Annotated in this window: 19 protein-coding genes; 7 read left to right on the forward strand and 12 right to left on the reverse strand. The window is 46.4% G+C overall.

The features are described 5' to 3' along the window. Positions 1–102: 102 nt before the first annotated feature. The gene (locus HMPREF0650_RS09955; RefSeq protein ID WP_004350515.1) at positions 103–2,064 is read right to left on the reverse strand and encodes an ABC-F family ATP-binding cassette domain-containing protein; all 1,962 of its coding nucleotides are present in this window, start codon (positions 2,062–2,064) and stop codon (positions 103–105) included. A 70-nt stretch (positions 2,065–2,134) separates the two neighbouring features. Next, on the reverse strand, positions 2,135–4,639 hold the full coding sequence (locus tag HMPREF0650_RS09960; RefSeq protein ID WP_004350516.1) for a YfhO family protein: 2,505 nt from the start codon (positions 4,637–4,639) through the stop codon (positions 2,135–2,137). 113 nt (positions 4,640–4,752) lie between these two features. Here HMPREF0650_RS09960 and HMPREF0650_RS09965 point away from each other — a divergent pair, with 113 nt between their 5' ends. The 3 genes from HMPREF0650_RS09965 to HMPREF0650_RS09975 all read left to right on the forward strand — a co-directional run bounded on the left by HMPREF0650_RS09965 (position 4,753) and on the right by HMPREF0650_RS09975 (position 6,772). Beyond that, a complete protein-coding gene (locus tag HMPREF0650_RS09965) occupies positions 4,753–5,439 on the forward strand; it encodes a 5'-methylthioadenosine/adenosylhomocysteine nucleosidase (protein WP_004350517.1) in 687 nt (228 codons plus the stop codon). A gap of 170 nt (positions 5,440–5,609) precedes the next feature. Beyond that, positions 5,610–6,089, forward strand: a complete 480-nt coding sequence (locus tag HMPREF0650_RS09970) for an S-ribosylhomocysteine lyase (protein WP_004350518.1) — start codon at positions 5,610–5,612, stop codon at positions 6,087–6,089. Between the two features lie 167 nt (positions 6,090–6,256). Then, complete coding sequence (locus tag HMPREF0650_RS09975; protein ID WP_004350519.1) at positions 6,257–6,772, forward strand: outer membrane beta-barrel protein; 516 nt, start codon at positions 6,257–6,259, stop codon at positions 6,770–6,772. Positions 6,773–6,896: 124 nt separating this feature from the next. Here the strand turns inward: HMPREF0650_RS09975 and HMPREF0650_RS09980 are convergent, their stop codons facing one another. From HMPREF0650_RS09980 to HMPREF0650_RS09995, 4 genes are all read right to left on the reverse strand, one after another. After that, on the reverse strand, positions 6,897–9,515 hold the full coding sequence (locus HMPREF0650_RS09980) for a C10 family peptidase (protein ID WP_004350520.1): 2,619 nt from the start codon (positions 9,513–9,515) through the stop codon (positions 6,897–6,899). 4 nt (positions 9,516–9,519) lie between these two features. After that, a complete protein-coding gene (locus HMPREF0650_RS09985) occupies positions 9,520–10,380 on the reverse strand; it encodes an urea transporter (RefSeq protein WP_245543495.1) in 861 nt (286 codons plus the stop codon). Between the two features lie 370 nt (positions 10,381–10,750). Continuing rightward, positions 10,751–11,488, reverse strand: a complete 738-nt coding sequence (locus HMPREF0650_RS09990) for a porin family protein (protein WP_004350523.1) — start codon at positions 11,486–11,488, stop codon at positions 10,751–10,753. Between the two features lie 239 nt (positions 11,489–11,727). Continuing rightward, complete coding sequence (locus tag HMPREF0650_RS09995) at positions 11,728–13,986, reverse strand: GH92 family glycosyl hydrolase (RefSeq protein ID WP_004350524.1); 2,259 nt, start codon at positions 13,984–13,986, stop codon at positions 11,728–11,730. Positions 13,987–14,348: 362 nt separating this feature from the next. Between HMPREF0650_RS09995 and HMPREF0650_RS10000 the strand changes: the two genes are divergently transcribed. Beyond that, a complete protein-coding gene (locus tag HMPREF0650_RS10000; protein WP_004350525.1) occupies positions 14,349–14,873 on the forward strand; it encodes a methylated-DNA--[protein]-cysteine S-methyltransferase in 525 nt (174 codons plus the stop codon). Between the two features lie 31 nt (positions 14,874–14,904). Here HMPREF0650_RS10000 and HMPREF0650_RS10005 read toward each other — a convergent pair whose 3' ends face one another. Further along, complete coding sequence (locus HMPREF0650_RS10005; RefSeq protein ID WP_004350526.1) at positions 14,905–15,717, reverse strand: GSCFA domain-containing protein; 813 nt, start codon at positions 15,715–15,717, stop codon at positions 14,905–14,907. Between the two features lie 168 nt (positions 15,718–15,885). On the opposite strand from HMPREF0650_RS10005, the gene HMPREF0650_RS10010 reads away from it, so the two are divergent. The 3 genes from HMPREF0650_RS10010 (at position 15,886) to HMPREF0650_RS13765 (ending at position 20,268) form a co-directional block, all read left to right on the forward strand. Continuing rightward, entirely contained in the window at positions 15,886–17,631 is a 1,746-nt protein-coding gene (locus HMPREF0650_RS10010) for a DUF4153 domain-containing protein (RefSeq protein ID WP_004350527.1), read from the forward strand. 342 nt (positions 17,632–17,973) lie between these two features. Further along, a complete protein-coding gene (locus tag HMPREF0650_RS10015; RefSeq protein ID WP_245543496.1) occupies positions 17,974–20,124 on the forward strand; it encodes an outer membrane beta-barrel family protein in 2,151 nt (716 codons plus the stop codon). A gap of 18 nt (positions 20,125–20,142) precedes the next feature. Next, the gene (locus HMPREF0650_RS13765) at positions 20,143–20,268 is read left to right on the forward strand and encodes a cysteine peptidase family C39 domain-containing protein (protein ID WP_375342089.1); all 126 of its coding nucleotides are present in this window, start codon (positions 20,143–20,145) and stop codon (positions 20,266–20,268) included. 18 nt (positions 20,269–20,286) lie between these two features. Here the strand turns inward: HMPREF0650_RS13765 and tsaE are convergent, their stop codons facing one another. Genes tsaE through HMPREF0650_RS10040 form a run of 5 tightly spaced genes read right to left on the reverse strand, consistent with a single transcriptional unit; the run spans position 20,287 to position 26,854 of the window. Next, positions 20,287–20,700 (reverse strand): tRNA (adenosine(37)-N6)-threonylcarbamoyltransferase complex ATPase subunit type 1 TsaE, encoded by a 414-nt coding sequence (gene tsaE / locus HMPREF0650_RS10020; protein ID WP_004350530.1) that lies wholly within the window; start codon positions 20,698–20,700, stop codon positions 20,287–20,289. A 44-nt stretch (positions 20,701–20,744) separates the two neighbouring features. Further along, on the reverse strand, positions 20,745–22,298 hold the full coding sequence (porX, locus tag HMPREF0650_RS10025; RefSeq protein WP_004350531.1) for a T9SS response regulator signal transducer PorX: 1,554 nt from the start codon (positions 22,296–22,298) through the stop codon (positions 20,745–20,747). Positions 22,299–22,300: 2 nt separating this feature from the next. Continuing rightward, positions 22,301–25,651, reverse strand: coding sequence for a type IX secretion system periplasmic lipoprotein PorW/SprE (porW, locus tag HMPREF0650_RS10030; protein WP_040563132.1), 3,351 nt, complete (start codon positions 25,649–25,651; stop codon positions 22,301–22,303). Beyond that, on the reverse strand, positions 25,632–26,462 hold the full coding sequence (locus tag HMPREF0650_RS10035; protein ID WP_004350533.1) for a metal ABC transporter permease: 831 nt from the start codon (positions 26,460–26,462) through the stop codon (positions 25,632–25,634). The genes porW and HMPREF0650_RS10035 overlap by 20 nt, the downstream gene beginning before the upstream one ends. Before the next feature lie 2 nt (positions 26,463–26,464). Continuing rightward, the gene (locus HMPREF0650_RS10040) at positions 26,465–26,854 is read right to left on the reverse strand and encodes a hypothetical protein (RefSeq protein WP_040563134.1); all 390 of its coding nucleotides are present in this window, start codon (positions 26,852–26,854) and stop codon (positions 26,465–26,467) included. Positions 26,855–26,859 lie beyond the last annotated feature (5 nt).

Raw genomic sequence — 26,859 nt, forward strand, 5'->3', positions numbered from 1 at the left:
TACGAGTTTACAAGTTTACGAGTTTACAAGCTAACAAGTTGATAGTTCAATGTTCAATGTTCAAACCTCAAAGTTCAAAGTTCAAAGTTCAAAGTTCAATGTTCAAAGTTCTTCCATTTTCTCATTAAGCTCCATCCACCGTTCGTTTTCCGCATCCAATGCTCGTTGAATAGACGTGTATTCAGTGACCAACTCCATGTTAGACGCATTTTCTGGTTGTGAAAGAATGGTGTTTAGCTCGGCTATTCGCTTTTCCATAGCAGCGATTTTAGCTTCACTCTCCTCGATACTCCTTTTTAGTTTGCGTACTTTCTTTTGCTGCTCCTTCCGCTGGAGATACTCTTCAGCCCCACTCTTTTCTGCTTTTGAAGCTGTTTGCAATGGTTGTGATGCACCCGACTGTGTGTTTGTGTGCAAAAGAGAGTCGATGCTATGGTTGTCAGCGGCATCACCCAACGACTGCGCATGACTGCGGATGAAGTCGTAGATGCCACCCAGATGTTCTTTCACCTGTCCGCCACCGAACTCATAAACCTTGCTCACCAGGCCGTTGAGGAAGTCGCGGTCGTGGCTCACCAATATCACCGTGCCATCGAAAGCCTGTATGGCCTCTTTCAAAACATCCTTTGATGGCATGTCTAAATGGTTGGTAGGCTCGTCAAGAATGAGCAAGTTGACGGGTTGCAAGAGTAAGCGTATCATCGCCAACCTGCTGCGTTCGCCACCCGATAACACCTTAACCTTCTTCTCAGACGTTTCACCACCGAACATAAACGCACCCAACAGGTCGTTGATTTTCAACCGCATGTCACCCGTTGCCACACGGTCAATCGTTTCGTAAATCGTTAGTTCCTCATCCAGCAACTGCGCTTGGTTCTGTGCGAAATAGCCTATCTGCACGTTGTGACCCACCTTGAGGGTGCCTGTATACGGAATTTCGCCCATGATACATTTGACCAAGGTAGATTTACCTTCGCCGTTTTTACCGACAAAGGCAACCTTCTCCCCACGTTTAAGGGTGAAAGTAACGTCTTTGAACACCGTATGAGAGCCATAATCTTTGCGAAGTTCATCACAAATAATAGGATAATCGCCACTTCGAAGGCATGGAGGAAACTTCAAGTGCATGCGTTTGTTATCCACCTCATCGACCTCAATGGGTTCTATCTTTTCCAGTTGACGGATGCGCTGTTGCACCTGAATGGCCTTGGTTGCTTGATAACGGAAACGCTCAATGAAAGCTTTTGTGTCGGCTATTTCTTTTTGTTGGTTTTCATAGGCACGCAGTTGCTGCTCTCTTCGCTCAGCTCGCAAGACGACGTATTGATCGTATTTAACTTTATAGTCTTCGATGTGGCCACAAGTAATCTCTATCGTACGGTTGGTTACATTATTGATGAAAGCACGGTCGTGACTAACCAGCACCACTGCTTTGGCTGATTGAGCGAGAAATTGTTCCAGCCATTGTATCGACTCAATGTCGAGATGGTTGGTTGGTTCGTCCAGCAACAGCACGTCAGGACGACGCAACAAAATCTTCGCCAGTTCGATTCGCATGCGCCAACCACCAGAGAACTCGGACGTAGGACGGTCAAAATCGGCCTGAGTAAAGCCCAGTCCGGTGAGTGTTCGCTCCATTTCGGCCTCATAGTTCTCGCCGCCCATCATCAAATAGCGATCATGTTCCTGCGTAAACTTCTCCACCAGTTCCATGTACGATGCACTCTCATAGTCGGTACGGTTGTCCAATTCGTTCTGCATGTGCTCAAGGTGTTCCTTCATGCGCATGCTATCAGAAAAAGCCTTTCGTGTTTCTTCCTTGACAGTTGTGTCGTCGGCTATCTTCATCACCTGCGGAAGATAACCAATGGTGGTGTCATTAGGAACCGAAACGACACCCAAGGTAGGTTTCTGTTGGCCGTTGAGAATCTTGAGTAAGGTAGATTTACCAGCCCCGTTTTTGCCCACCAATGCAATTCTATCACGCTCATTGATGACAAAACTCACGTCACGGAACAAGGGTTTCACACCAAATTCTACCTTCAAACCTTCTACTGATACCATGAATATCTCGTTAAATTTAGTCGCAAAGTTATATTATCCTCCTTCAACGCTGCGCTTCTTAACAGCACTATCACGCTTGCTTTTCTTCCTTCTGTTTACGCTTACGAAACTCGTTGAAGCATACCAAGATAATCAGTACCACCAACAAAGCAAAGGAAATATACGCGATGGTCTCTGTTCGATTGACCGATTTAGGGAAGAAACTCAATACAACCGTATGCTTACCGGGTTTCACCTGGATGGCACGAAGTATGTAATTAACCCGACCAACCGGCACTTCCTCGCCATCAACTGTGGCCGTCCATTCCGGATAATAAATCTCAGAGAACACCACTACGCCACCTTTGCTCGACTCTACCTCGTAAGTCAGTTGATTGGGTTCATACTTCTGCAGCGTTACTACCGACGAATGGTCTTGCGCAACGGCCTCGCCAAGTTGTTGTCTGAACTTCTTATCAGCCACGGCCTCAGTACGAAGATTCATCTTTCCGATGCGTTCTATTTCCTGATTGGCATTATCCACATACGTCAATTTATCAACAAACCACGCATTGCCAAAGGCGTATGGATTTTTGAGCGGAACGGTTTGTCCGCCCTGCAATGGCATGATGAAGAACTTGGTGTTGAGCATATTCAGCACAGGCGAAATGCTATCGCCATTCAACTGCGTCATGTCGCCCTGTGCATCCATAATTCCTTTCATCAGATTTTGCATTTCAGGAGCGATATAAGCCTCTATCATTTCCTGATAACGGCGCAACTTGGCAGGATGATAGCCACCAATGCTCTTGTGGAAATAACTGGTTTCGTTCTCGTTAAACGTACTCGTTGAGAGATTCAACACACGATAGTCAAGCTCTTTGGTCTGTAGGATTTGCTTGTCGGTGGGTGTCATTTCGATAGGATTTTCACGCACACTCTTCTCTACAAACATGCTGTCGTTGAGGTAACGCTTATTGACAGCCCACATATCTACCAAGCACAACAGGGTAAGACCACCGATGAGCCATGCTGTACGTATTTTCCTTGCCTTGTAAAGTAGTAGGAACAAGGTACCAATGAGGATGATCACAAACGAACGCCAGCAATCTGTTGTGAAGATAGCTTGCCGCATGGCTCGAAGATTTGTCAACAGCGCACCCTGATATTCGGAAGGAATATTCTTCATAGCCTCCATCTCTGCAGTGGAAATATAGTCGGAGAAGAACACTGTTGGCATCAGGGCAAACAACAAGCAGAACCCAGCTGTGAGGCCAAAGCTGACATATACATATTTTAATCGTTTGTTCAATAGTTCAGGTTCGTCGATGATTTTCTTCAATGCCATCACGGCCAACAGCGGAATGGTAAACTCTGCAATGACCAATATCGACGCCACGGTTCGGAATTTGGCATACATGGGCACGCAATCGATGAAGAAATTGGTAAGCGGCATGAAGTTCTTCCCCCATGACAGCATGACAGACACGATGGTAGCTGCCAACAAAGCCCACTTCATAGGCCCTTTCACAATGAACAGTCCCAAGATAAAGAGCATCATGACAAATGCGCCAACATACACGGGACCGCTGGTTCCGGGTTGTTCGCCCCAGTATTGGCCTATCTGTTGATAGATTTCCGTGAACTGTGGATCAGCCTTTTTCATGGCGGTTTCGTTCATTGAGAGCGGAACAGATGCCCCTCCTTTTGCATTAGGTATAAGCAGCGTCCACGTTTCACCAATGCCATAACTCCATTGGGTGATGTAGTCGCGCTCCAAGCCACTATTGGTTTGGTTGGCCGAATTGGGCTTCACCAGCTCGCTTTTGCCACGCATCGACTCTTGACTGTATTCCCAAGTATGATACAGGTTGCTCAGGTTGATGCAGATACCAATGGCGGCAGCGGCGATACACACGGCTGATGCTTTGCCAAATCGTGCCAACTGCTTTTCTTTCACGGCCTGAACCAAGAAGGCGATAACCATGAAGAAGATGATGAACAGATAATAATAGGTCATCTGCACATGATTGGCCTTCACCTCAAAGGCGGTAAACAAGGCCGTCAGGATGAATCCCCAGAGATATTTTCCTCTATAACTAAGCACAATGCCAGCTATCATTGGCGGCAGATAGGCCAAGGCCATCACTTTCCAGATGTGTCCGGCAGCAATGATAATGAAGAAGTAACTGGAGAAAGCCCAAATGACAGAACCCAAAACAGCCAGCTCTTTGCGGAAATCAAAAGCACGCAACAAGATGTAGAAGCCCAGCAAATAGGCAAACACATACCACACATTTTCGGGCAACCACAGGTGGTAAGCGTTCATCACCTTGCTCAGTATATCGGTACTTTTGTACGACGGAGCCGTTTGATAGGTGGGCATACCTCCGAACACCGAATTGGTCCATCGGGTTCGTTCACCCGTTCGTTGATAATATTCTGTTTGTTCATGCCCAAGACCCTTTCCTGCTGAAGCATCATGCTGGAACAGAATACGCCCTTCCAGACTGGCTGGAACGAAATAAGCGAATGAAATCAAGACGAACAAGACGATGGCGGCGACATCCAACCCATATTTCTTCAAAGCTTCCATGAATAGCTGTTTTATGTTAAGATTTAGGCACAAAGATAGCAAAACTTTACCGTTTACACCTGCCTGTGCAACCATTTTTTGTTACCTTTGCAGCTAAATAGCAAACAACAATCATGAAAATAGGTATCATTGTGGCCATGGAGAAAGAGTTCACGCAACTCAAATCCTTGCTCGAAGACATGCAGACACAACAGCATCAGCATCTGTCTGTCATCACGGGACGCATTGGACAACACGAAATCGTGATGCAACAATGTGGCATTGGAAAGGTCAATGCTGCCATTGGTGCGGTGGAATTGATAAACCATCATCACCCCAACTTGGTGATATCATCTGGATGTGCGGGTGGTGCAGATGCGTCATTAAGTCCTACCGACGTGGTTGTAAGCACACAATGTTGTTACCACGACGCTTATTGCGGCAAAGAGTGTGAAGCAGGTCAAATCATGGGAATGCCCGCAAGTTACGCCTCTCCTGCCGAATTGTTGCGTAAGGCGTGCGCCATCGACTGCGGCACGAACATTCGCAGCGGCCTCATTGTAAGTGGCGATTGGTTTGTTGACAGCAAAGAGAAGATGCAACAAATACTTTCCTCTTTTCCCACAGCTATGGCTGTTGACATGGAGAGTTGCGCCATTGCCCAAGCCTGTTATCTTTATCACACGCCGTTCATCTCCTTCCGAGTAATCAGTGATGTGCCTTTAAAGGATACAAACGCGGCACAGTATTATGATTTTTGGGAGCGATTGGCCAACAATTCGTTCCATGTCACCAAAGAGTTTATACAGATAGTGGGGTAGTTGACAAGTTTACGAGTTGACAAGTTCACGAGTTGATAGCTTTTGCTATTGGCGAATCAACGATAAAACCCACAAGCAAAGAAAAGCCATCAACTCGTAAACTCGTCAACTAAAACCTCGTCAACTAACACCTCATCAACTAAAAAACTCACAAACTAAAAAACTAAAAAATGAACAAGATTCCTTCATTCACCATCAACCACAACAAATTGTTGCGTGGTATTTATGTAAGTAGGCAAGACGTTTTCGGCTCTGAAGTCATCACTACTTTCGACATTCGCATGAAAGAGCCCAACCGTGAACCCGTGTTACACATCGGCGCCTTGCACACCATCGAGCATTTAGCCGCCACCTATCTGCGCAATGATGCCCAGTGGAAAGACAAAATCGTTTACTGGGGACCCATGGGATGCCTCACTGGCAACTACCTTATTATACATGGCGACCTGAAAAGCAGCGACATTGTCGACTTGATGATACGCACCTTCAGCTTCATTGCCAACTATGAGGGCGAGATTCCCGGCGCACAACCCAAGGATTGTGGCAACTACCTGTTGCACGACCTACCCATGGCGAAACTTGAATCACGCAAATTCCTTGAAGAAGTATTGCTGAATATTGAAGACAAGAACCTTGTTTATCCAGAATAATTTCCTACAACATTATAAAATAGCCTCTTTCTTATAAATCTCTTTCTGACTTAATGTCAGGCCTGAGAAGTCTGCCTGTAAAACGAACGAAAGATAATTTAGTTATCTTGGCAGATAACATAAATTGAAATTGGGATGGTTTGAAAATCTCTAAAAAATAATTTTATATGAAAACTTTTTTTACGTTTTTATTAATGCTTAGCTTGTCTTTCGTGGCATTTGCCCAAAAGAAAACATTTCAAGTCGAAACCGGTATTAACTATCCGATAGGGTTGGTAAAAGATGGGAACAAAGAAAACCACATTGGTTTTTATATTAATGGAACATATAATTTTCATAACAACCCACTTAGTGCTAAACTTAAAGTCAGCTATGAGAGCTACACGGTAGTGATGAACGAATATACCAATTCACCTTTCAATGGAAGGTCTGTTGTGATTTTGCCTGCCCTGAATTATAATTTTCCACTGTCATCACAGGTAGAATTCTATACGGGAGCGGGTGTTGGCGTTACGATTGATAATATGAATAGAGGTGTTTTTAATGAAGGAAGGAAATACCATGCCATATTTTCACCTCAAGTAGGAGTTAATATCATCAAACATTTCAACATATCAGCTCAATACAGCATCACACAAAAGGATTTTTCCCGCTTGATGATAGGCGTTGGATATATCTTTTAGAACATCCTGTCAATAAGAAAAACTCCAATAAGTCAGCTACAACTTATTGGAGTTTTCTTTTTGAAGGCCTCTTCATAACAAAATGCGATTCCTTTGTAAGCAGTTAGTAATGGAGGCTTACGTTTTATCTTAACTTCTTCGTTAAGGTGCTGCCATGAAGGGTTTTCACCCGCACAACAACCACTTGCGCAGCAGGAACGTGCAACCTCACCGTATGTTGACCGTGGGCATCGGAGGCGGCAATCAGGGTTCCGTTGAGTGCGAACACCTGCACATGTGCCATGTCCTCGCCCTGTACGTCAATCCAGTTACCACTTCGCATCATGCGTAGCGAGCCTTGTGTTGTGTCTATATGCGTGGTTTCGTCAGGATAATTATTGTAAATACTGTTTGTAAACGACACTTCAAAGGGAGCGCAGTTCTCGTTCCACAAATCACACTCCATGCCGTCTACCACACCCATCAATGCCAATCGGTAGGTACGATTGTTGATGACGGGCAAGCTGTCCTTGTTTCTCAACCATCCTGTAACAAATATTTCATCATCCCCTCCACCCGACAAGTTGTATTGCTTTTGAGCACTGCTGCCCAAAGATATGCGTCGCTGAGTTTTTGTATCAATCAAGCAAAGCGTCAATTTGCCGTTGTAGGTGGCTTGAGGTGCAAGCGTCATCACCACTCCTATCTTGAGCAATGGATTGCCACTGAGGTCTACGTTCATGGGAGATATGGTTGATTCACTGTTGTCTTGCACCATTCCTTGGAGTTTTACGAAAAGCTTGTCGCTGGGCTTAGCTGCCTCCACCTGCACCGTAGACGGCTCGTTGCCGTGCACCATACCCACCGTGGCAATGTTGTCGGCATCATATTCCTTGATTACTTCTACCTTCAGTTTGTATTCCTTGGACTGCAGATTGTCGGGCAAGTGCATGTCCACCCTCACCTCAGTCTCGGCAAACATCTCAAAATCCACTGCCTCTGCGGTTTGTCCCATAGCAACCACACGATTTTCATCATCTACGAGCGACACCCTCACCGTGCCATCGAAAGGCGTACCCGTAAGTTTGCGTATGCTTAGGCACAGCGTGGCTTTGTTGCCAGCAGTACACGGTTTGAGCGTATACGGATGTGATGCCAATGCGAAAGGTGCCTTGTCATCGGGTTTCTCAAATAGGCGCACGCCGTTGCCTTGCACCTGAAAGCATATGCGTGGTGCCGTTTTCATCTTGCACCATGCCCCGTAGGTGTCCTTATCCTTGAGGCTGGCACACACGGGCAGCAAATAGTAGCGTCCATCTGCAAGACCTTCAAGATTCACCGTAAACGTGCAAGCATCGTCAATCAACTGTCCCGATTGCAGCACGCCACCGTTATACTTGCCGCGCTCTGCGGTGTATCCGCCTTTGTCGTGCCATGCCGATGGCACCACTTTTACTTGTTTGCCCTGCTCATTGTACACGCCCAAGCCAATATCTCCAGCAAACGTTCCGTCGGCTTGGTTCTTAAAGTGGTGATAGCTAACCGTCATGGGTTGCTGTTTGTTAGTGGGCGTGTTGCCAACTACGGTCATGTTGCCCTCCGAGTTGAAACACAAGTTGGGGGCATCATCGGCAAGTTCGGCATCAATGGGTGCGCTTCCCGGTTTGTTGGGATGCACCAAAACTATCTGCACCTGCTTGTTGAAGGAGAGAGGCTTGCCGCCAAACTCCTGTCCTGTGGTGGAAAGGTTCAGTGCAGTAACGGAGAAGTAGCCGTTGCCACCGCCTCCCCAACCAAAATTCATGTGAAATAGGTTGTCCTTATCCACACCGTCTACCACCCATGCGTGTCCACTACCGCCCGACTTCACGCTGCCGCTGATGTACACGGGGAAGCCGTTTTCTATCTCCTTGCGCAATATCTGGGTGAAAGCAGCTGCGCCCTCATCAGATTTGTTGAGCATGGAGGTGGAATAATTGAAATACGTTTTCAGTGCCTTGGCAGCCATGAAGGTTTGTGCACCGCTGGATGTAGGGGTGTACTGCATGTTCACCGACACGCCCACATCACGCATGAGCAGCGCCACAGCATCGCAAGCCTCCGCATTGGCAAGTACCATACGTGTGTTGTATTTGGGTAACATCTTGTCCCATTGGTATACCGACTGACTGAAGTCCACGCTCATCGTGCGGTTGTCGGAGCGCACTACATACGAGTAGCTGCCCTTTCCCCGTTCCGGCCAGCGATGATAATACATGATTTGTGCTACCGCCGTAGCCACACATCCCGTGTAGTTGTACCCCGTAAGACGACTGTAAGGGTCGTCTTGACTCCATGCCGTTGTGAGCAACGGAGCCACCTCCTTTCGGTTAGGGGGCATAGTAGTAATGGTAGCTCTTGTGGCGGGTTGCCTTTGTATTTGGTGAAAGGCGTCACGATAAGCACTCAGCAGGAATTTAAGCTCCTCACTTGCACGCAACGTGTCGAGCGTTCCTGTGTGCGAATAGCCCAACACTTGTCCCATGGCATCATCGCCTGCCACCACAACGAAACCCCGTCCGTGGCGGTCGTTATAAATATAATAAGGTGGAGTACCATGCGAAGCCCTCGTAGCATGACGTTCCGAAAGACTCACATTGACATATTTGCGGGCAATGCTTATCGACTTGTCCACTGTTACTATCTTGCCCAAGGTGGGAATGCTCACCATCGAGGCAAGCACAATGCCCCATAAGGTGGGGCTTAACCATCTTTTAATTTTCACTTTTTTAATCTTGTTTGGTTTTAACTACGAAAGTCTGATACAAAACCACTAACCACACCGACAACACGAAAGGTGCGGTGAGCGTGACAAGCCCCATGTGCAAACCTGCATACTGCATTAGCAACGATAGTATCAGGGCTATCAATGCCTTGACGTAAGTCCATGTGCCAATGTCAAGAATATTGGCAACTGCCAAAACCGCAAGAATGGCATTGTAGCCATACATACCGTTGTTGACAGAGGTGGTACTGACACCCGGCACACACACCACGGCGAGACACAGCGCACAGGCTACAAGCGACTCCATGCCCATCTTGCGCGAATTGACACAAATGGCAAGGAAAAACAACAAGCCAGTGAGCAGGTTGTTGCCCTGAAGCATGATTTGTCCAAAGCTCAGTGAGGCGGCCCGAACCAACGAGAAACTTTCCGCAGTATCGACAGCTGTCGTTGCTGGCAGCTGCAACTGGGGAAAAACGTGACCCAACAGCAGCATTGCCCAGGTGATGAGTACAAAGGGTGCGGTGAGCGCAGGGACATAGCGTTGCCGCTCGAACAGTCGCGTCACCAGCGCAGATAGCACACATGCCACTACCATGAGCAGAACCGAACCTGCATGAATGGGCATAAAGCAGGGTACGGCGATACCCACCAGCGCAGCATTAAAACCATAAAGGCCGTCGCGGATGCGCCCCGCATCATATCGAAGGACTACAGCCGTACACGTGCCAATGGCACTTCCAACCAAGGCAAACAAGCACATGAGGAGGGAGTTGCAAGCAATACCTGCAAGCATCAGTGCGCCCGACAGCGCATTGCCCTGAAACATCACTTGGCCAACACCACGAAGTATACTTTTTAACATCTGCATTGAGTCGTCATTTAAGAAGTGCTTTTGTCCGTTTGAGCGCACAAAATTACGTAAAAGATACGATATGTGTGTAAAAGAGAACTAAAAAACGGAAATTGATACCATCCTGTTCACTACAGCAGGGGTATTATCACGAAACAGGTACTTGTAAGATGTTGATTTCCAATAGAATTCGAAAGCATAACCAAACTCAATGACTTTAGCGTCCAAACTCAATGCTATTGGGCACCAAACTCATTGCTATTCGACACCAATCTCCATGCTATTAAAATAACAACCGATAGGCATTATTGAAGAAGCGTTTTCTGTTTACAATTTAGAAGATGATGGAGAATAATCTTTTGCGCGGGATTGTATTTACTGATCAGAGGTCAAACACATAACCAACCGTGAAGGTGAACACCTTGTTTTTCATTCTATCTTGGGTATATTTGTTCATCTTGGTCAGACCGAAGTTGTATCTTGCATCCAGCACCACATGGCTGTACTCCAACGAAAAGCCCACAGGAATGGAAACGTCGAAGCGCTTTGAATAGGACAGGTTGTCGTATTTTTCGGTGTAGGCATACAGCAAATTCCCCTTCTCGCCAGTCTGATAATGCACTTTTCCTTCTTTGTCGACCGTAAATTGCGACAAGGATGCCCTACCTTTTGCCGACAAGAGGTAGCCCATCTGAACGCCAGCATTAAACGAAAGACCAGGAAGAACCGCCACATGAGCCATCAAGGGAAGCGTAAGATAATCGTATTTCCACTGAACATCATCAGACGTATAGTGTACTTTTTCCTTGTCAATCGTTTCTGATGGTGGAAACCGCATTCCCTGAACCGAATAGAACACACCGGCAGAGAATGCCACCTGATTCATCGCTTGATACTGTACGTCCAGTCCGCCGATAAACCCTTCGCGGTATTTTGATTTCTGCTCAACTTCATTCTGCTGCGCATCAGGGGACAAACCAGTGATAACAACGTCAAAATTAGAGATGTTTGCCAAGTTTACCCCTACCTTGGGAATCAATGACCACGTCCCAACACTGCGTTGAGCCGTGGCAAATGTGCAGGCCATCAACAGGGCCATGGACAGCAATAACTTCTTCATGATGCTTATTTTTTTCTATATAAACGGACAAAGGGTATGATTTATTACAAAAGAAGATGAAAAGCTGAATCTCGACAAAAATAACAAGAAAAATCGTTGGTGCAATTCCCACACTGTAGAGAATTGCACCAACAGATAGTCTGCCTATACACGAATTCACGCCCAACTGGCTGACTTATGCCAGACACTGTGCTGTAAAAGGGTGAATCATATAGGAAGAATCGAGCGCAGTTATCACCCTATTGCTCCGCATCCAATGAGGGTGGAGCCATCTTTTTATCGGCTCCCCAAGACTTATTGGGATGCTTACCCATTTCCAAGATCAAGGTACCACCGTTCTTGATGTCATCGTGTGAGAACCAAGGCTTGTTCCACGCTTTGCCATTTAGGGTGGCCCGCTGAATGTATTTGTTCTCATCAGAGCAGTTGTTAGCGATGATATGGAAGATTTTTCCATTGCCCAACCGCACCTGAATGTCGCTGAACAGAGGACTGCCAATGTTATAAGCGGGGATACCAGGTGTCACTGGATAGAAACCAATGCTGGAGAAAACGACGAAAGAGGTCAACCCTCCCCCATCTTCATCACCGGGAACACCCATCAAATCGTTACGGAACCAAGTGTTCAAGACTTGCCGTACCCGCTTTTGAGTCTTCCAAGGAGTGCCCGCATAGTTGTATAAATAAGGAATATGCAGCGAAGGTTCGTTGGCCATGGTAAACTGTCCGATGTTTCCGGTCTGGTCTGGAAGTTGGGTGTAGAACTCCCGTTTGCCTCTTCCCATAGGTTCAATAAACGTTTGATCCAGATTCTTGACAAACTGTTCGCGCCCACCCATGAGGTTAATCAGGTCGGCAACGTTGTGCTGAACATCCCAACGATAAGTCCAACCATTGTTCTCATCGTAGGCATCGCGGGCACCAATGCCACCCGAGAAGCGGTAATCAAAGGGCTGAAGGAAATTGCCTTCCTTGTCTTTGGGATGAAAAAAGCTGGTTTCATGGTTGAAGAGGGTACGGTAGTTACGCCCCCTACGCTCATAATAGGATGCTTCTTTGTTTTTATTCAGATAGCTGGCAATGCGCGACAGGCACCATTCGTCATAGGCCGTGCCAAGCGTTACAGCCACAGGTTGGCGCTTTTCAAAGTCAGACACATTGGGATCAGTTTCCTTCTCGCCTTCTCTGAGAGCTGGAATGTAGCCATGCTGCTTGTAGAAATCATCAATCCAGCCTGCCGGGTTGCCCGACCATGGAGCCAAAGTCTTTTCTTCGAGTGCCTTACGAGAATACTCATAGCCACGCTTGGCATCCACTTTCAATCCTTTGTACAGCGCGTCGGCCACCATGGCGATGCCATGATTAGAGTTCATTCGGCGTGAGTCGCCTGTCACTTCGGGAAAGGTAGGCATCCATAGCGTGCCCATCTGTTCGGCCATTCGCAGGTAAGACTCGATGATGTTTTCTTCTTTTTCGGGTTGAATGAGTGCCCGAAGCGGGTGAGCGGCACGATAGGTGTCCCAAATCCAGTCGTCGGTATAAAACGGTATGCCACCATCCTCATGCACTGCACCATCGTAGGCACTCCAGTATTTGCCATCTTCACTGTAACAGATAGGACGTTCAAAAGTGCGATAATAGGAGGTGTAAAGCACTGTTTTCTGGTCTTCAGAACCTCCTTTGACCTGAATATTGGCCAGCGCATCATTCCATATCCGACGACCTTTTGCTGCCACGACATCGACATCAAAATGCTGGATTTCTCGTTTCAGATTCTTTTTGGCCTGCTCTTCACTGAGGAAAGATACGCCATAACGTAATCGAACCTGCGGTGTTCCATCGGCATAACGCAATGCAATGCAGGCATTTCGGCCTTCAACCGATGCCTTGGACGCATTGATTGCACCGTTTTCCAAGGCTCCCATCTGCATGGGAGAGCGGTCTACCTCTGCATAAATGTATACTTTTGTCTGGTCTGTGAGCCGCTGGAATCCGCTAATGGCGTTCCCGGAACAATGCATGCCACCATCACGCGAATTGATCATGACGTACACGGGCTTATTTTTTTGCCAGAAATTCAGTTCGTAGACGGCACTTTGGTGTGACACAGCGTAGCGAGCTTTCATCTGATTGTCGTCCAACTCGATATCAAAACCATAGGGTGTGAGCTTCTCGTGGTCATAATTCAGTGGCACAATGGCCGTGGGTTGCTTGCCTTGATAAGGAGAAATGTTGAATGCTGAGCGCTCACGATGATTGGTGACGATAACTGGAAGACCGTTTACCAGTTCCGTAGTATAATCACCTCGTTCGGGATACACACGCAACATGCTGTTCGGCAACTGCACCGTTGCAAAGGTAGGAACCAGCAAATGACTGATATTGCCAATGTAGGGATTGACATAATCAACCAACTCTTTGTTTTGGGCATGCAGCCCTTGTCCTGCCAAAAGGCCGAACAAGGCACATGCGCAGACTAACTTTTGTTTGATAGGCATAGGTTTTTCTTTATTATTATGAATCTTTCTCTATACTAAATTTGTATTTATACACATGATGACGCTTCACATCGTAAGGCTGAATGTTGTCAGCATACCATTCCACATCGGTAAACTTCGGAATCAATCAGCATCATCTGTAGCTCCAAATGCGGCAAATTAAACTCATTGGGTGTATTAACTGATGCTACAAAGATAGAATAATTAACAGAAATAGGCAAATAAACGCAAAGTAAACACCAAAACAAAACGAATGTGGACGATGGCTTCAACAGGCTCTTGCTCACAAACATTTGGCACGGTCATCAGTTGTTGCTCCCATCTTTTTCGTTATCTTTGTACAGCAACCAAGCATTTTTGGAATGGAACAATATATCGACACATACACTTCTCCATTAGGTATCATCACCATGGGCAGCAATGGCAAGCAGCTTACAGGATTGTGGTTTGAAGGACAAAAGCACTTCGATTACCCGTCAGGTGACCGACCTCAACATCACTCGCTCCCCATTTTTGACGAGACTCGCACTTGGCTCGACGTTTATTTTCAAGGCAAACGTCCTACGTTCACGCCCCCGATCCTGCTGAACGACACGCCGTTTCGCATAGCAGTATGGCAGTTATTGTTGACCATTCCGTATGGAGAAACCACTACCTACAAAGACATAGCCATGCAATGGGCCAGGCAGCACGGCGTGAAAAGCATGTCAAGCCAAGCAGTGGGCGGTGCCGTTGGACGCAATCCCATCTCCATCATCATTCCTTGTCACCGGGTCATCGGTACCAACGGAAGCCTCACGGGCTATGCGGGAGGGCTGGACAGAAAGCGGTGGTTGCTGCAATGGGAACAAGAAAACACTGACAAATTCTTCATACCTCAAGACTAGGAACGAATCATGAAGGACAGAAGGCAGCGCATTACGCTTGATTCATCAAGTTTACACCCCATTTGTTTTCCAACTCCTTGATGCGCTCTTGCGTCTGACGGATGAACGACTGGTAAGCATCGCCATCCGGTTGGAACGGACGATGCGCCAAGGCGGCCTTCACAGGTTGCCAATCGGCCAAGAAAAGTTTGGCCTCCTGACTGAAAAAGGCATCCGAAAAACGTTCCCAGATGTATGCCACAGCTTGTTCGGACGGATGCAACATGTCTTCTTTGTAAAACCGATAATCGCGCAACTCGTCGTTCACAATCTCGTAAGCGGGGAAATAAGTCACCACGTCGGGATAACGCTCTTCCAGCTGGCGGGTAGCCAAAAGCAGCGTGGCCTTGGACAGCTGACTGCCATGAAAACCGTACTTGGCATAACGAATGGGACTGACCGTAAGGATGACGCGCACCTTGTCATTGCGCTTCACCAAACATTCTACCGCTCGAGACAGATAGGCCACACACTCCTCCACGCTCAATTCTGCTTCACAAAACAAGCGTTGCGGACGCTTTTGGCAGTTGTCTACTATCTCGCCCGTTTCTTTTAAGATGTACACATGGTTGGTACCCAGGGTAAACACGGCCACGTTGGGGTTTACATCGGTGCGCTCTACCGTGTGCAGAATGCTGGCCGGATTGTACATTACGCCGTAAGGATTGACGGTGACGCGAAACTTATCTTCGACGAACCGCTGCCCCATGCTGTCAGCAAAGCATGAACCGACAAAGAGCATGCGCTCGAATGGCGGGATTTGAAACGAGGGCTGGTCTATTTTGACTATGGTTCTGAATTGCATAAGCTATTGATTGTGCCTTTCCACCCCATCAACACCACAAGGACTGCGATGAAGAGGAAGCAGGAAAAAACGTTAGGATGACAAAATTAATCATTTTTATCAAAAGACACTTGGCATAACTTATATTTTATTGTAGATTTGCGATATTAATCAAACCCAAGACGAGCAATGGCACATTTCATGTCTAAAGACGCATTCAAACACTGGAAAGAAAGCCTGCAAAGCATTGTACAGAGATTTCCGCTAACCCTGTTTTTTACCATCGCCTCATGCCTATCGCTGATGTACCTCAATCACGATCTGCACTATGACGGACAGACGAAAGAATTCGAATTCTTCCTCATGTTCTATCCACTCACGGCCACCATTCTGTCGTTGACACTCCACCTGTGGACGGAAGACATGCGTCAACGGCTCAAAGCAAGGGGATGGCAAGGTGCTATACATGCCCTTTGGCTGGCTCTGTGCATCTATTGGGCCACCGAATACGAACTTTCCACAGGACAATGCATCGCCGCCGGGACATGCGTAGGTGCGATGCTGGTGGGCTGGTTCACACTGCCTTTCGCGCAACAAACGAACGACCGTCCAGCCATTAATTTCCTCATCAGGCTTATGGGAAGCGGCATCATCGCTACCCTCACATCCCTTGTTCTCTTCTTGGGCATCTTGTTGCTGTTACAATCGTTCAAGGATCTGTTTAACATGGACATAGAGGCAACCTTCTATACCGACACGGCTAACGTGTGTTTCACACTGGTGGCCCCGTTGTTATTCATGTTTCAGTTGCCGAAAGACGAACAAAAATACAGTCAATACAACTGGCTGCAACATAAGTTTGGCAACGGCATCATCCATTACCTGCTCATTCCGCTGCACTTAGCCTACGTCATTACGCTTTATCTCTACGCTGTAAAGATACTCGTTATCTGGGAATTGCCCAACGGATGGGTGTCTACATTGGTTACGGTACTCATGTTGCTCACCGTCATCATTCTGTTCTTGCTCTATCCTATTCACCAGCAAGACCAAGTAAAGCCGGTAGACCGTTTGGCTGTTCGCTATCTTCCCATCATCGTTCTGCCGTTGTTGGTGCTGATGTCGATAGGCATCGCCCGCCGCTTCTCCGACTATGGCGTAACCATACAGCGTCTGTACCTGCTATTGTTCAACCTTTGGTGCTACGCTGTCTGCATAGGTCTCATCGTCTGTCGGTCGCGTAAGGTGATGTGGGTGGCATGGAGTTTTGTCGCCATCCTGTTGCTGGTGTCGGTATTTCCAGTAAACGTATCAAGTTATACCCATAACCATTTGCAAAAACAGGTACGCGAATTGTTGGCCAAGCACAACATGACCAAGTTTCCGATAAGCAGTAAAACATACACAACCTTATTAAAACAAGTAGGATGCCAACAGGCGAAAAGCCTTGCGGGTAAGCTGAACTACCTGAACAGCACATACGGTAGCCAGGCCATTGAGGATATCATCAACCCCAGGTATCTCGTCGCAGACTATCAAGTAGAAGAGATGTACGAGCAGCCAATGGCAGGTACCTCTTCAACATCCATACCCGAAAATACGCTCATCAGCGACAAACGCGAAGAAAACATCCCATTACCCATTCCGCCGGGTTACCGTTATTTTCAGAATATTGATCAATATACTCCGCAAGTAGAAGCTAAAGTTGAGGGAGACAAACTACTTGTGACCATGAAATATCAACTGAATGGTAAAACACTGACAGACCATTACCAAATGAGTTTGGCGGAGATTGAACGAAAGGTCAACGGCAAAGATAAGTTCTACATGACTGCCACCGGCAAACAGACACAGCTTGTCATCACTTACTTGTACCTCTCGTATAACGAAGACAACGTCGACATGCAATACCGGGGTACGCTCTTCGTGAAATAGCACACGGCAGTAATCATGAAATGTGCGTCATCAAGCCCGCTTCACGGATGCTTCCATGGATTTGAACGGTGCATCACGTCGGTGATGGAGGGTTCACCATCGGCTGATAGTCCGTCATGATACGCAAATAAAAACGGGAACTTGCTCCAAGGTTTAGCCGATGGAGTGCATAAATAGTATTTAAAAATGAAAAAGCATATTATTTTCTCAATAGTTTTATTCTCGAATATCGTTATGTTCGCTCAGAATCAGAACTATAATATCAGATCACGAGTTTTAACCTTAGAAGATTCCATTCCGGTAAGTTTCGCAACAGTGAGACTCATGCAGCCCGACTCCGTCATGATTGGATCAACCCTTACGGATTTGAACGGTCTGTTCGGCTTCGACACCACATTAAAAGAGGGGATGTTTCTTTCCATATCCTCAGTAGGATGCAAAAACACAGATGTAGTCCTTCCGTGTGATACCATGATTTATATTGAAAGCACCAATAAACTTGCAGAAGTCGTGGTTCGGGGAAGTAAGAAATATGTCAAGGGAACGCCGAGAGGCTTGCAAATCTCAATGGCAGGGAATCCTATTGCAAAACTTGGCAATGCCATGGAGGCGATCAAGTACCTACCGATGATTGACACGTCTGGCGGTGGGATATCTGTCCTTGGACATGGAACGCCCGTTGTCTATATCAACAACAGGCTTGTGCGTTCAACAAGTGAGTTGTCTTCACTTTCCGCCAACGATATATCCAATGTTGAGATTGTTACCAACCCTTCATCAAAATATGGCGCCAATGTGTCATCTGTCATTCTCATACGCACAAAAAAACTTAATGAGGGATTCCATGCTGTCGCAGCAGGTAATGTTTCGGCAAGTGAAGAATGGTCAGAATCTGTCGATGTGTCACTGAATTACCATACAGAAAGCGGACTTACCGTCTTGGGAGATTTATCATACGGCTTTTCTGGCTTCAAACAGGATAGACATTATATTGAAGGTTTTTATTCAGAGAGTAACCCTGAATCAAAATATCGTACTGATACTTATTCCAAAGCCAAAAGCAGAAGCCAGTCCCTCATGGCAGACGCTGGCCTAAACTACGATTTCGGGAACAACTCCATTGGTGCAAAATACACGTTTCAGCGCACTCCCAAGAGTCACTATAGCGGCAATGCCAAATCCGTTATGGAAAATCAAGGGACCGAAGATGTAATAGCATCAATAAGTGACCTGCATAGTCAAAGCTCTATGCATCATGTCAACACTTTCGGCAGTTTTTCCTTGCCTGCCAATATCGGGTTACGCATAGACGCCGATTATGTAAAATCCTATCGTACTTCCAACTCGGGTGTAGATGAGAACAATTCTACCAATATGATCTACAATTCGAATGTAAGCAAAGCCTCTTTATGGTCAGGAAAAATTGTACTGTCAAGAAAAATCAGCAAGGTAGAGATAGAGGCTGGCTCGGAAATCTCATATACACGCAACAATCAGGATTATTTGGGGTCCTCCACCGGGAATCAGGATTTTATTGCTCCAGAAACAGACAATGTAAAACAAAATCTCTATGCAGGATTTGTCGGTTTTAACTGGACACCCAACAACACATGGAATATGTATGGTGGACTTAGACTTGAATCAACCAATACAGATTTCAGACAAAACAACGTTCTTCGTGAAGATTTATCAAAATCATATACAGACTTGTTGCCTAATCTGGGCATATCCTTTAACTCATCTATTCGTATGAGCTTGTTTTACAGAGCATCCGTGTCTCGTCCGGGATACCAATCTCTTGACAACACATACGTTTATGTTACTCCTACCCTTTGGGAAACGGGCAATCCTGAACTTCGTTCAACTCTCCGCCACAAAATAGGATTGAATCTTTATTATAAGAAATTTATCCTTCAAAGCTCATTCACAATGAACAAACGGAATGTGACCTCAATATATCGCTATGACAACACCGATCGTATTAATGTTGTACAACCAGTCAATCTGCCAGATTATAACTCATTCCAACTTGTGGCTGTCCAACAACTTGATTTCGGCTTTTGGCATCCCACCATACAGGGCGTGTTCTACGTTCAGGATTTGAAGTATGGCTCACCCGTAAGAAAATACAACAAACCACTCTATACTCTGTCGCTTAACAACCGGTTCGATATTCCCAGCAGCTTCTATGCTTATTTTAATCTGTTCGGTCTCGGGACCGGCAATCAAGATGTGATTTATAGCCGTGGTTCGTGGCAGGCATCGGTGACCTTGAACAAAACTTGGAAAAGCTGGGCTTTCACACTCTCGGCTAATGATATATTCAATACATGGAGACAGAAATTTGACACTTTCACCAATACTGTCGATTATTCTTCTGACATCAAGGGGGGATCCCGTTCAATCGCATTAAGCATACGATATACTCTTAACGCAGCAAAGGGTAAATATAAAGGAAAAACATCTCGACAGGACGAGATAAATAGATTATAGATCCATACAATGAAGAAGATGAAGATTATCATGCAACGTGATGCTATGCAATGCGGCATAGCATCATTAGCTATGATTTGTAATTATTTTGGTCGCTTTGTTTCGGTTATCCCAAAGCTATTCCTCACAGCAAATTCCCGTTAAGGTTTACGCCATATTATGCTAAAATGTGACCAGCCTTGAGCCGTCTTCCTGCTCTGCAATGGTTACCTTGACGGCATCTTTTGGTAGCAACTCTTCCACCAACTCCGGCCACTCGAGGAAGCAGAGGCGATGACTGTAAAAATAATCCTCATAGCCCATGTCGTACACCTCTTCGAGCTTTTTAATGCGATAGAAGTCGAAATGGTAGATGGAGTCTTGCAACTTATTGGAATAATACTCATTCACGATGGCGAAAGTGGGTGAGGTAATGACATCCTCCACATCCAAACATTCACAAATGGCCTTGATAAAAGTGGTTTTACCAGCTCCCATTTTTCCGTAGAAAGCAAACACATTGCCCTTACCCATGTTGTCTATGAACTGCTGGGCAGCCTCTTTTATGCAATCTAATGATTTGATTTTAATTTCCATTTCTTTATCTTATTAATTTCTATTATCTGTATTGTGTGATCATTTTATCGTTTTCTGGGCGTGAGTGTAATCAGCGGAATGAGCATTTCCTCCATGCTGATGCCCCCATGTTGGAAGGTGTCCTTGTAATAGGATACGTAATAATTGTAATTGTTGGGATAGGCAAAGAAAGTGTCGCCCGTGGCAAAAACGTAGCTGGTACTGATGTTTGGCGAGGGCAACTGTGCGCTCCGGGGATCTTTAATGGTAAAGACTTCCTTGGCACTGTAACTCAAGTTCTTGCCAAGCTTGTACCTTAGGTTGGTGTTGGTGTTGCGGTCGCCGATAATCTTGATGGGCTTTGAGGCACGAATACTGCCGTGGTCGGTGGTCAACACCACTTTATAGTCGCTCTGTGAGAGCAATTTCATCAACTCTGTCATCATGGAATGTCGGAACCAGCTCTTGGTGATGCTGCGATAAGCCGACTCGTTGTTGGCTAACTCGCGCACCATCTTGGACTCGGTGCGGGCATGTGACAGCATGTCTATAAAGTTGACCACCAGCACATTCAAGTCGTTCTTCTTGAGTTCATGCAGCTTGTCGAAAAACTTTTCTGCCCCACTCGAATCGTTCACCTTATTATATGAGAAGCTGTGATGACGACGGTAGCGCTCGATTTGTGTCTGTATGAGCGGCTCTTCATTGAGGTTTTTGCCCTCCTCCTCGTCTTCATCAACCCACAGATGAGGAAACATTTCGGCTATTTTGTTGGGCATCAGTCCACTGAAGATGGCGTTTCGGGCATACTGTGTGGCCGTAGGCAAAATGCTCACATATATGTCTTCCTGCATGTCGAACAGGTCGCCAATCTCCTTGGAGATGACCCGCCACTGGTCATAACGAAAGTTGTCGATGACAATGAGAAACACTTTCTCGCCAGCATCGAGCAATGGAAAAATCTTGTTCTTAAACAAATCGGGACTCATCATGGGCCTGCTGGTCTGAGAAGGCGCTACCCACTCGAGATAATGCTGCTTGATGTATTTGGCAAATCCGAGGTCGGCCTCTTCTTTCTGCATTTGCAACATCTCTGTCATGCTGCTGTCTGTCGAACTCAGTTCCAGCTCCCAGTGAACCAATCGCTTGTAGATATCCATCCAATCGCCCAATGATTGGCAATTCATAATCTGCATGGAGATGTCTTGAAAACTCTGTTGATAGCCCGACTGCGTCACCTCCGTTACAATTTCTTTGCGGTGGATGTTTTTTTTAAGCGCCAGCAAAATCTGGTTGGGGTTCACGGGTTTGATGAGATAGTCGGCTATTTTTGAACCAATGGCCTGATCCATAATGTTCTCTTCCTCACTCTTGGTCACCATCACGACAGGTGTTGCCGGACTGATTTCCTTGATGCGTTGCAAGGTTTCCAATCCGGTGAGACCCGGCATCATTTCATCCAACAGCACCAAGTCGAAGGTGTGCTGGCGACACTGGTCGATGGCATCCGATCCATTGCTCACCGTCACCACCTGATATCCTTTTTTTTCGAGGAAGATGATGTGTGCGCGAAGCAGTTCAATCTCATCATCTACCCATAACAATAGTCCATTGCTCATAATTAAAATCCTTCTAAATCATAATATTCATCACCTAAGTCGATGACCTTTGGTTCAGCTTTTTTCTTGGCCTTGTCATCCTTGGAAGCTGGTTTGGCGGGCGTTTTCTGATTGTTCTTTTGAGACTTTTCCTTTGGAGTGTTCTCAAAATAAATAATCGTTTCACCAGGACGTTGCGGCTGTGGCTTGTTGGGAACCGTCTTAGGTTGCGTTTGCGTTTTCGGCTTTACGGCTGGTGTCTTGGCGTTAGGCACTTTTAAGGGTTGCTCACGGGGAGTGGTTTGCTGCTTTTTAGGCTGGTCGGCAGGCAGCTGAAGTATGGTTTCGCGCAGAGGAACAGTCTTGTCTTGCGCCTTTGGCAAGGGTGTTTCAGTAGGAATCACCGTGCCACCTTGTTCGTTTTGCTTCGTTTTTTCCTCTTGCGGAACAACGAGGGTTCCACGATCTACCGGCTCGATTTCGAGGCCATTGTCTATAAAGGTGCCATCATCCAGCAAGTGGTCTATCTCTTCTACCGATGGCTTGCGCTGCGGTTCGGTAGGTACTTCAGCTGGTTCGGTGAGTAGCTGGAACGTACTAATCTTTAAAGGTGCAAAGTGCTTGTTATAATATCGGTCATAATCATCATAGCTGAATGTGGTGCCCAGCAATTGAAGATTGGCATCGCTGATGACAAACGAACGCGCCTTACCCACGAGAGAAGTGAGATTGGTTTGGCGATGGAACGCACGAGCATACTGCAAAGCCTCGTCAAAATTACGGAAGCCGGCTATCTTCATCAAGTGCAAACCAGCATCTTCATCTATGGTAACATCAAAATTGCGTACCACATAACGGGTAAAATTGTACTTGGCCACCTGGTAGAGCAATTGATTCTCTTGAACCGAATCAGGATGATAGACGAGCATGAACGTGAACTCCGTGTTTCGTTCGTTGTTGAACTGACGGGCTGCAATGGAGTCACTGTCACTCAACACCGCAGAACGCCGCGACCACACCTCGCCCATGTCAAACTTACCACCATGCAATCGTCTGCCAGCCTGCACGCCATTGATAATCATGCCAGCCATGTTGCTGAGGCCACTCTCAGGGAATTGTTTCACCAGCTTCCGCATATCAGCCAAACAGCCGTCAGCATCACCATTGTTCAACTTACTTAAACCTCCGATGAAAAGGAATTTGTCACGATTGGCACCTAATGGGAAGCGGGTTGATGAAAGATGTGTATTGCTGTGCACCTCATCGTAGCGATCAGCCTTAAACGCATTGTAGGTGGCCGCATAGAGGGAATCCTCAAGTTGCACACCAAACTGCGCGTTCTCACGGAAATGAGGGTCGGTGAGAAGAACGGTCCACTCACTTTTCGGATGTTGCGCCTTGAGCAGCTGTATGTAGCGAGCTGCAACACCCGACTGCCCCAGCCTTGAATACAACAGGAACAGGTGATAATAAGCTTTGTCTATATGCTCGTAGGAAGGATAGCCATCAACCAGCCGCCGCAGAGCCTTCTCACTCAACTTCAAATTGTCCAGTTTATCCTTAAAGATAACCCCCGAGTGAAATAATCCATCCATGATTTGGAGATTGCTGGCCGCAACTTGTTCGGCAGAAAACGGTATCTGCGCCAAATAGTAGGCACGCTTGTGCGGGTCGTTCTGGGCACTATCGGGAACCTGACTGAGTGAATCTGTCACCGTTTCCGCTTGTTGTAGGGAATCGAGTTGTGATTCTGTCATCTGGTTAGTATCGCCAAACGACACCACCGTTTTATTAGTTCGTTGCCAATTGTCAACGTTTTCACGCTTTCCCCACAATCGTTCAAAAGCGGTCTTGCCTTGGTTAACAGCCATTTGATTATAAAAATACCATTGGCCATCACCTTGCTTTTGAGGGGTTGGCGTGGGTGGTCGGTAAGGAGTGTTTCGTTGGTTGTCGAAATAACTGTCATCCCCTCCAGCCATCGAGTTTTGACCATTCTGCTCAGCCAGGCGATCAGCCTCTTCTCTTTCTTTCTTCTTCAACGCATCAATGACACGGTCGATAGCTGCATAAAGTTTTGGTTTGGGCAGTTTAGCCAGTGCTTGCAGGGAATCTTGCAACGCAACAGCATCGGTGTAAGGCACCAGTTCGTCAAGAACTTTCGAGCGATAAGACAGCTCTTCATAATCTTCACGCTCTTTATCCAACAAGCCTATCGCTTCGCCATAACACCGTTGGGCATCGTTATATTTCTCACGTTCCCAATAAAGATCACCAAGTTTCAGCAGTAGCACACCTTTTTCAATGCCGCTGCGGGTAGCACCTTTGTTCCCTTTCTCATACGCATCGATAGCTTGGAGGGTATCTTTCTTGGCCAAATAGATATTACCAATGGCATAATAAACCTGATCCAGATAGTCCTTATTATTTTCATTGACTGCCATTCGACGCAGTTTGGCAATCATTTTCTTGGCTTGTGTACCCGCCATCACTTCGGTCATGGCAACACGAGCATTGAACTCAACCTCGTAAGGGGGATGCTGTCTAAGTACTCGCTGGTATGACTTGTAAGCCTGTTCCTTGTTTCCAACGGCCTCATAGAGCTGCCCTAACAGAAACCACTGGCGGGCTTTCTGCTTGCGACGCATCTCGTGTTTAATGACTTTGCGGAGATAAGGAATGGCTTTATCGTACTCCTTCGTGTGTAGATAATAGTCGGCATAGGTATAATCCCACTCTTTTTGCGCCTGCCAGTGAATGGAATCGCGCTGCATGTTGCGAATGACGTCTTCGGCATCGTACAACCAATCTTGCTCAATATAGCTTTTAGCAAGCCAGGCTCGTGCACGACCATAGATGGAAGGCTGCGACTGATACAGACGACTCATGTATGAAAAGGTTGACGCAGCCTCTTCAAAAGCACCCGAATGGAATTGCGAACGCCCCATGAGCATCCACGCTTTCCATAAGAAAGGATTGTATTCTTTCCGACTCAGCCACTCACGATCTTTTGCTGTCTTTCGCTTTCCTGGATTCCACTCAGGTCTACGCTTGATGCTATGCAACTTGATTGCCTTCTGAGATTTCTCAATGGCGCGGTCAAAGTTGGCCTTACCAAGCTCACGGCTCTTTTTATTTCCAACAGGATAGAGAGGAAGCATTTCGGTAAAGTTGTCTCGATGTCCATTCTCTTTTTCCAATGAGCCATCAATATAGGCAACCGAACCATTGTAATAGATGTTGTACCGAGCGGTAAACGAATGCCACCATCTACTCTTGGCAGTGTTTTTCTGCGTAGAGCAACCTGCCAATGACAACAATAAAGCTATCAACGGCACAGCCAAAGTGATATTTTTAAGATGGTGAGACCTCACGTTGGTTAAACTTGAATATAAGGACTTTTATTGCCTTTAACAAGGCATAAATGATGATACTGACAAAAATGATGGCTGCTCCTGATGGAATGTTCAGCAAATAACCGAATGTCAAGCCTAACAAACAATCCACCCACCCCACCAAAATGCTGTATACGATGATTCGCTTGTAGCTATATGTAAACAGATTGGCTGTCATCTGGGGAATGGTCAACAGACTGATGGCCAAGACAACTCCAACCATACGGAGTGTGGAAACGATGGTCATGGCAATTAATATCATCATCATGTATTCGATGGCTGATACGGGGAGCTTTTGCGAACGGGCGAAACATGGATCGAAGGCTACGCTCAAAATAGGACGAAAGAGCAATGTGAATATGGCGAGTAACAACAAAGAAAGCACGGCAAGCAACAACAGATCACCACGGGAAATGGTTAAAATGTTGCCAAAAAGGAACGATGGAAGGTCGGGCATGAACCCCGGTGTCAAAAAACAACAGATGATACCCACGCTCATACCGAAGGTCCAGAACAGAGCAATAGCAGAATCTTCACGCGCATCACTACGATGTGACATCCACTGAATGCCGCATGCACTGAAGATGGCGAACAGCATGGCCGACACAATAGGATTGAAACCCAAGAACACCCCCAAGCCAATACCGCCAAACGACGCATGCGTGATGCCGCCACTGATGAACACCAGTCGACGCGTTACAATGTATGTACCGATGAAGCCACACACGATACTGGCCAAAAGTGAACCTAATAGGGCATTTTGAAAAAACGTATAATGCAGAATGTTCATGGCTATTGATTGGAAATAAGCATGATGACCTCGTCCTTCAGTTGGTTAGGAAGGTGGATGTCCCGCAATATAAGACTTCTGTTCCAATCCTTCACTTCCTCTTGTTTCATGGAGTAGAGCACTTCGGTGAATTCATTGGCCTCCTCATCTGTGAACTGATCAGACGGTTTTCCTTTAAAGCGGTCCAGTTCTTCGTCATCAAAGTATTCGATATCTTTCGTTGCAGCCTCCATCATACACACTTGCTCACACATCTCGTCAACGCCATTACAGGTGGCACATGAACTGGTTGGCATGTGGACAGGTTCTTTGTCCTCACCTCGTTTAGTTGCAAAGATACCAAATAGTGCGGCCAGCAGGATTAAACCTAATAGGATAAGTATGACTGTCATAATGG

The sequence above is a fragment of the Hoylesella buccalis ATCC 35310 genome, assembly GCF_000177075.1.
In the GTDB taxonomy this organism is placed as follows: domain Bacteria; phylum Bacteroidota; class Bacteroidia; order Bacteroidales; family Bacteroidaceae; genus Prevotella; species Prevotella buccalis.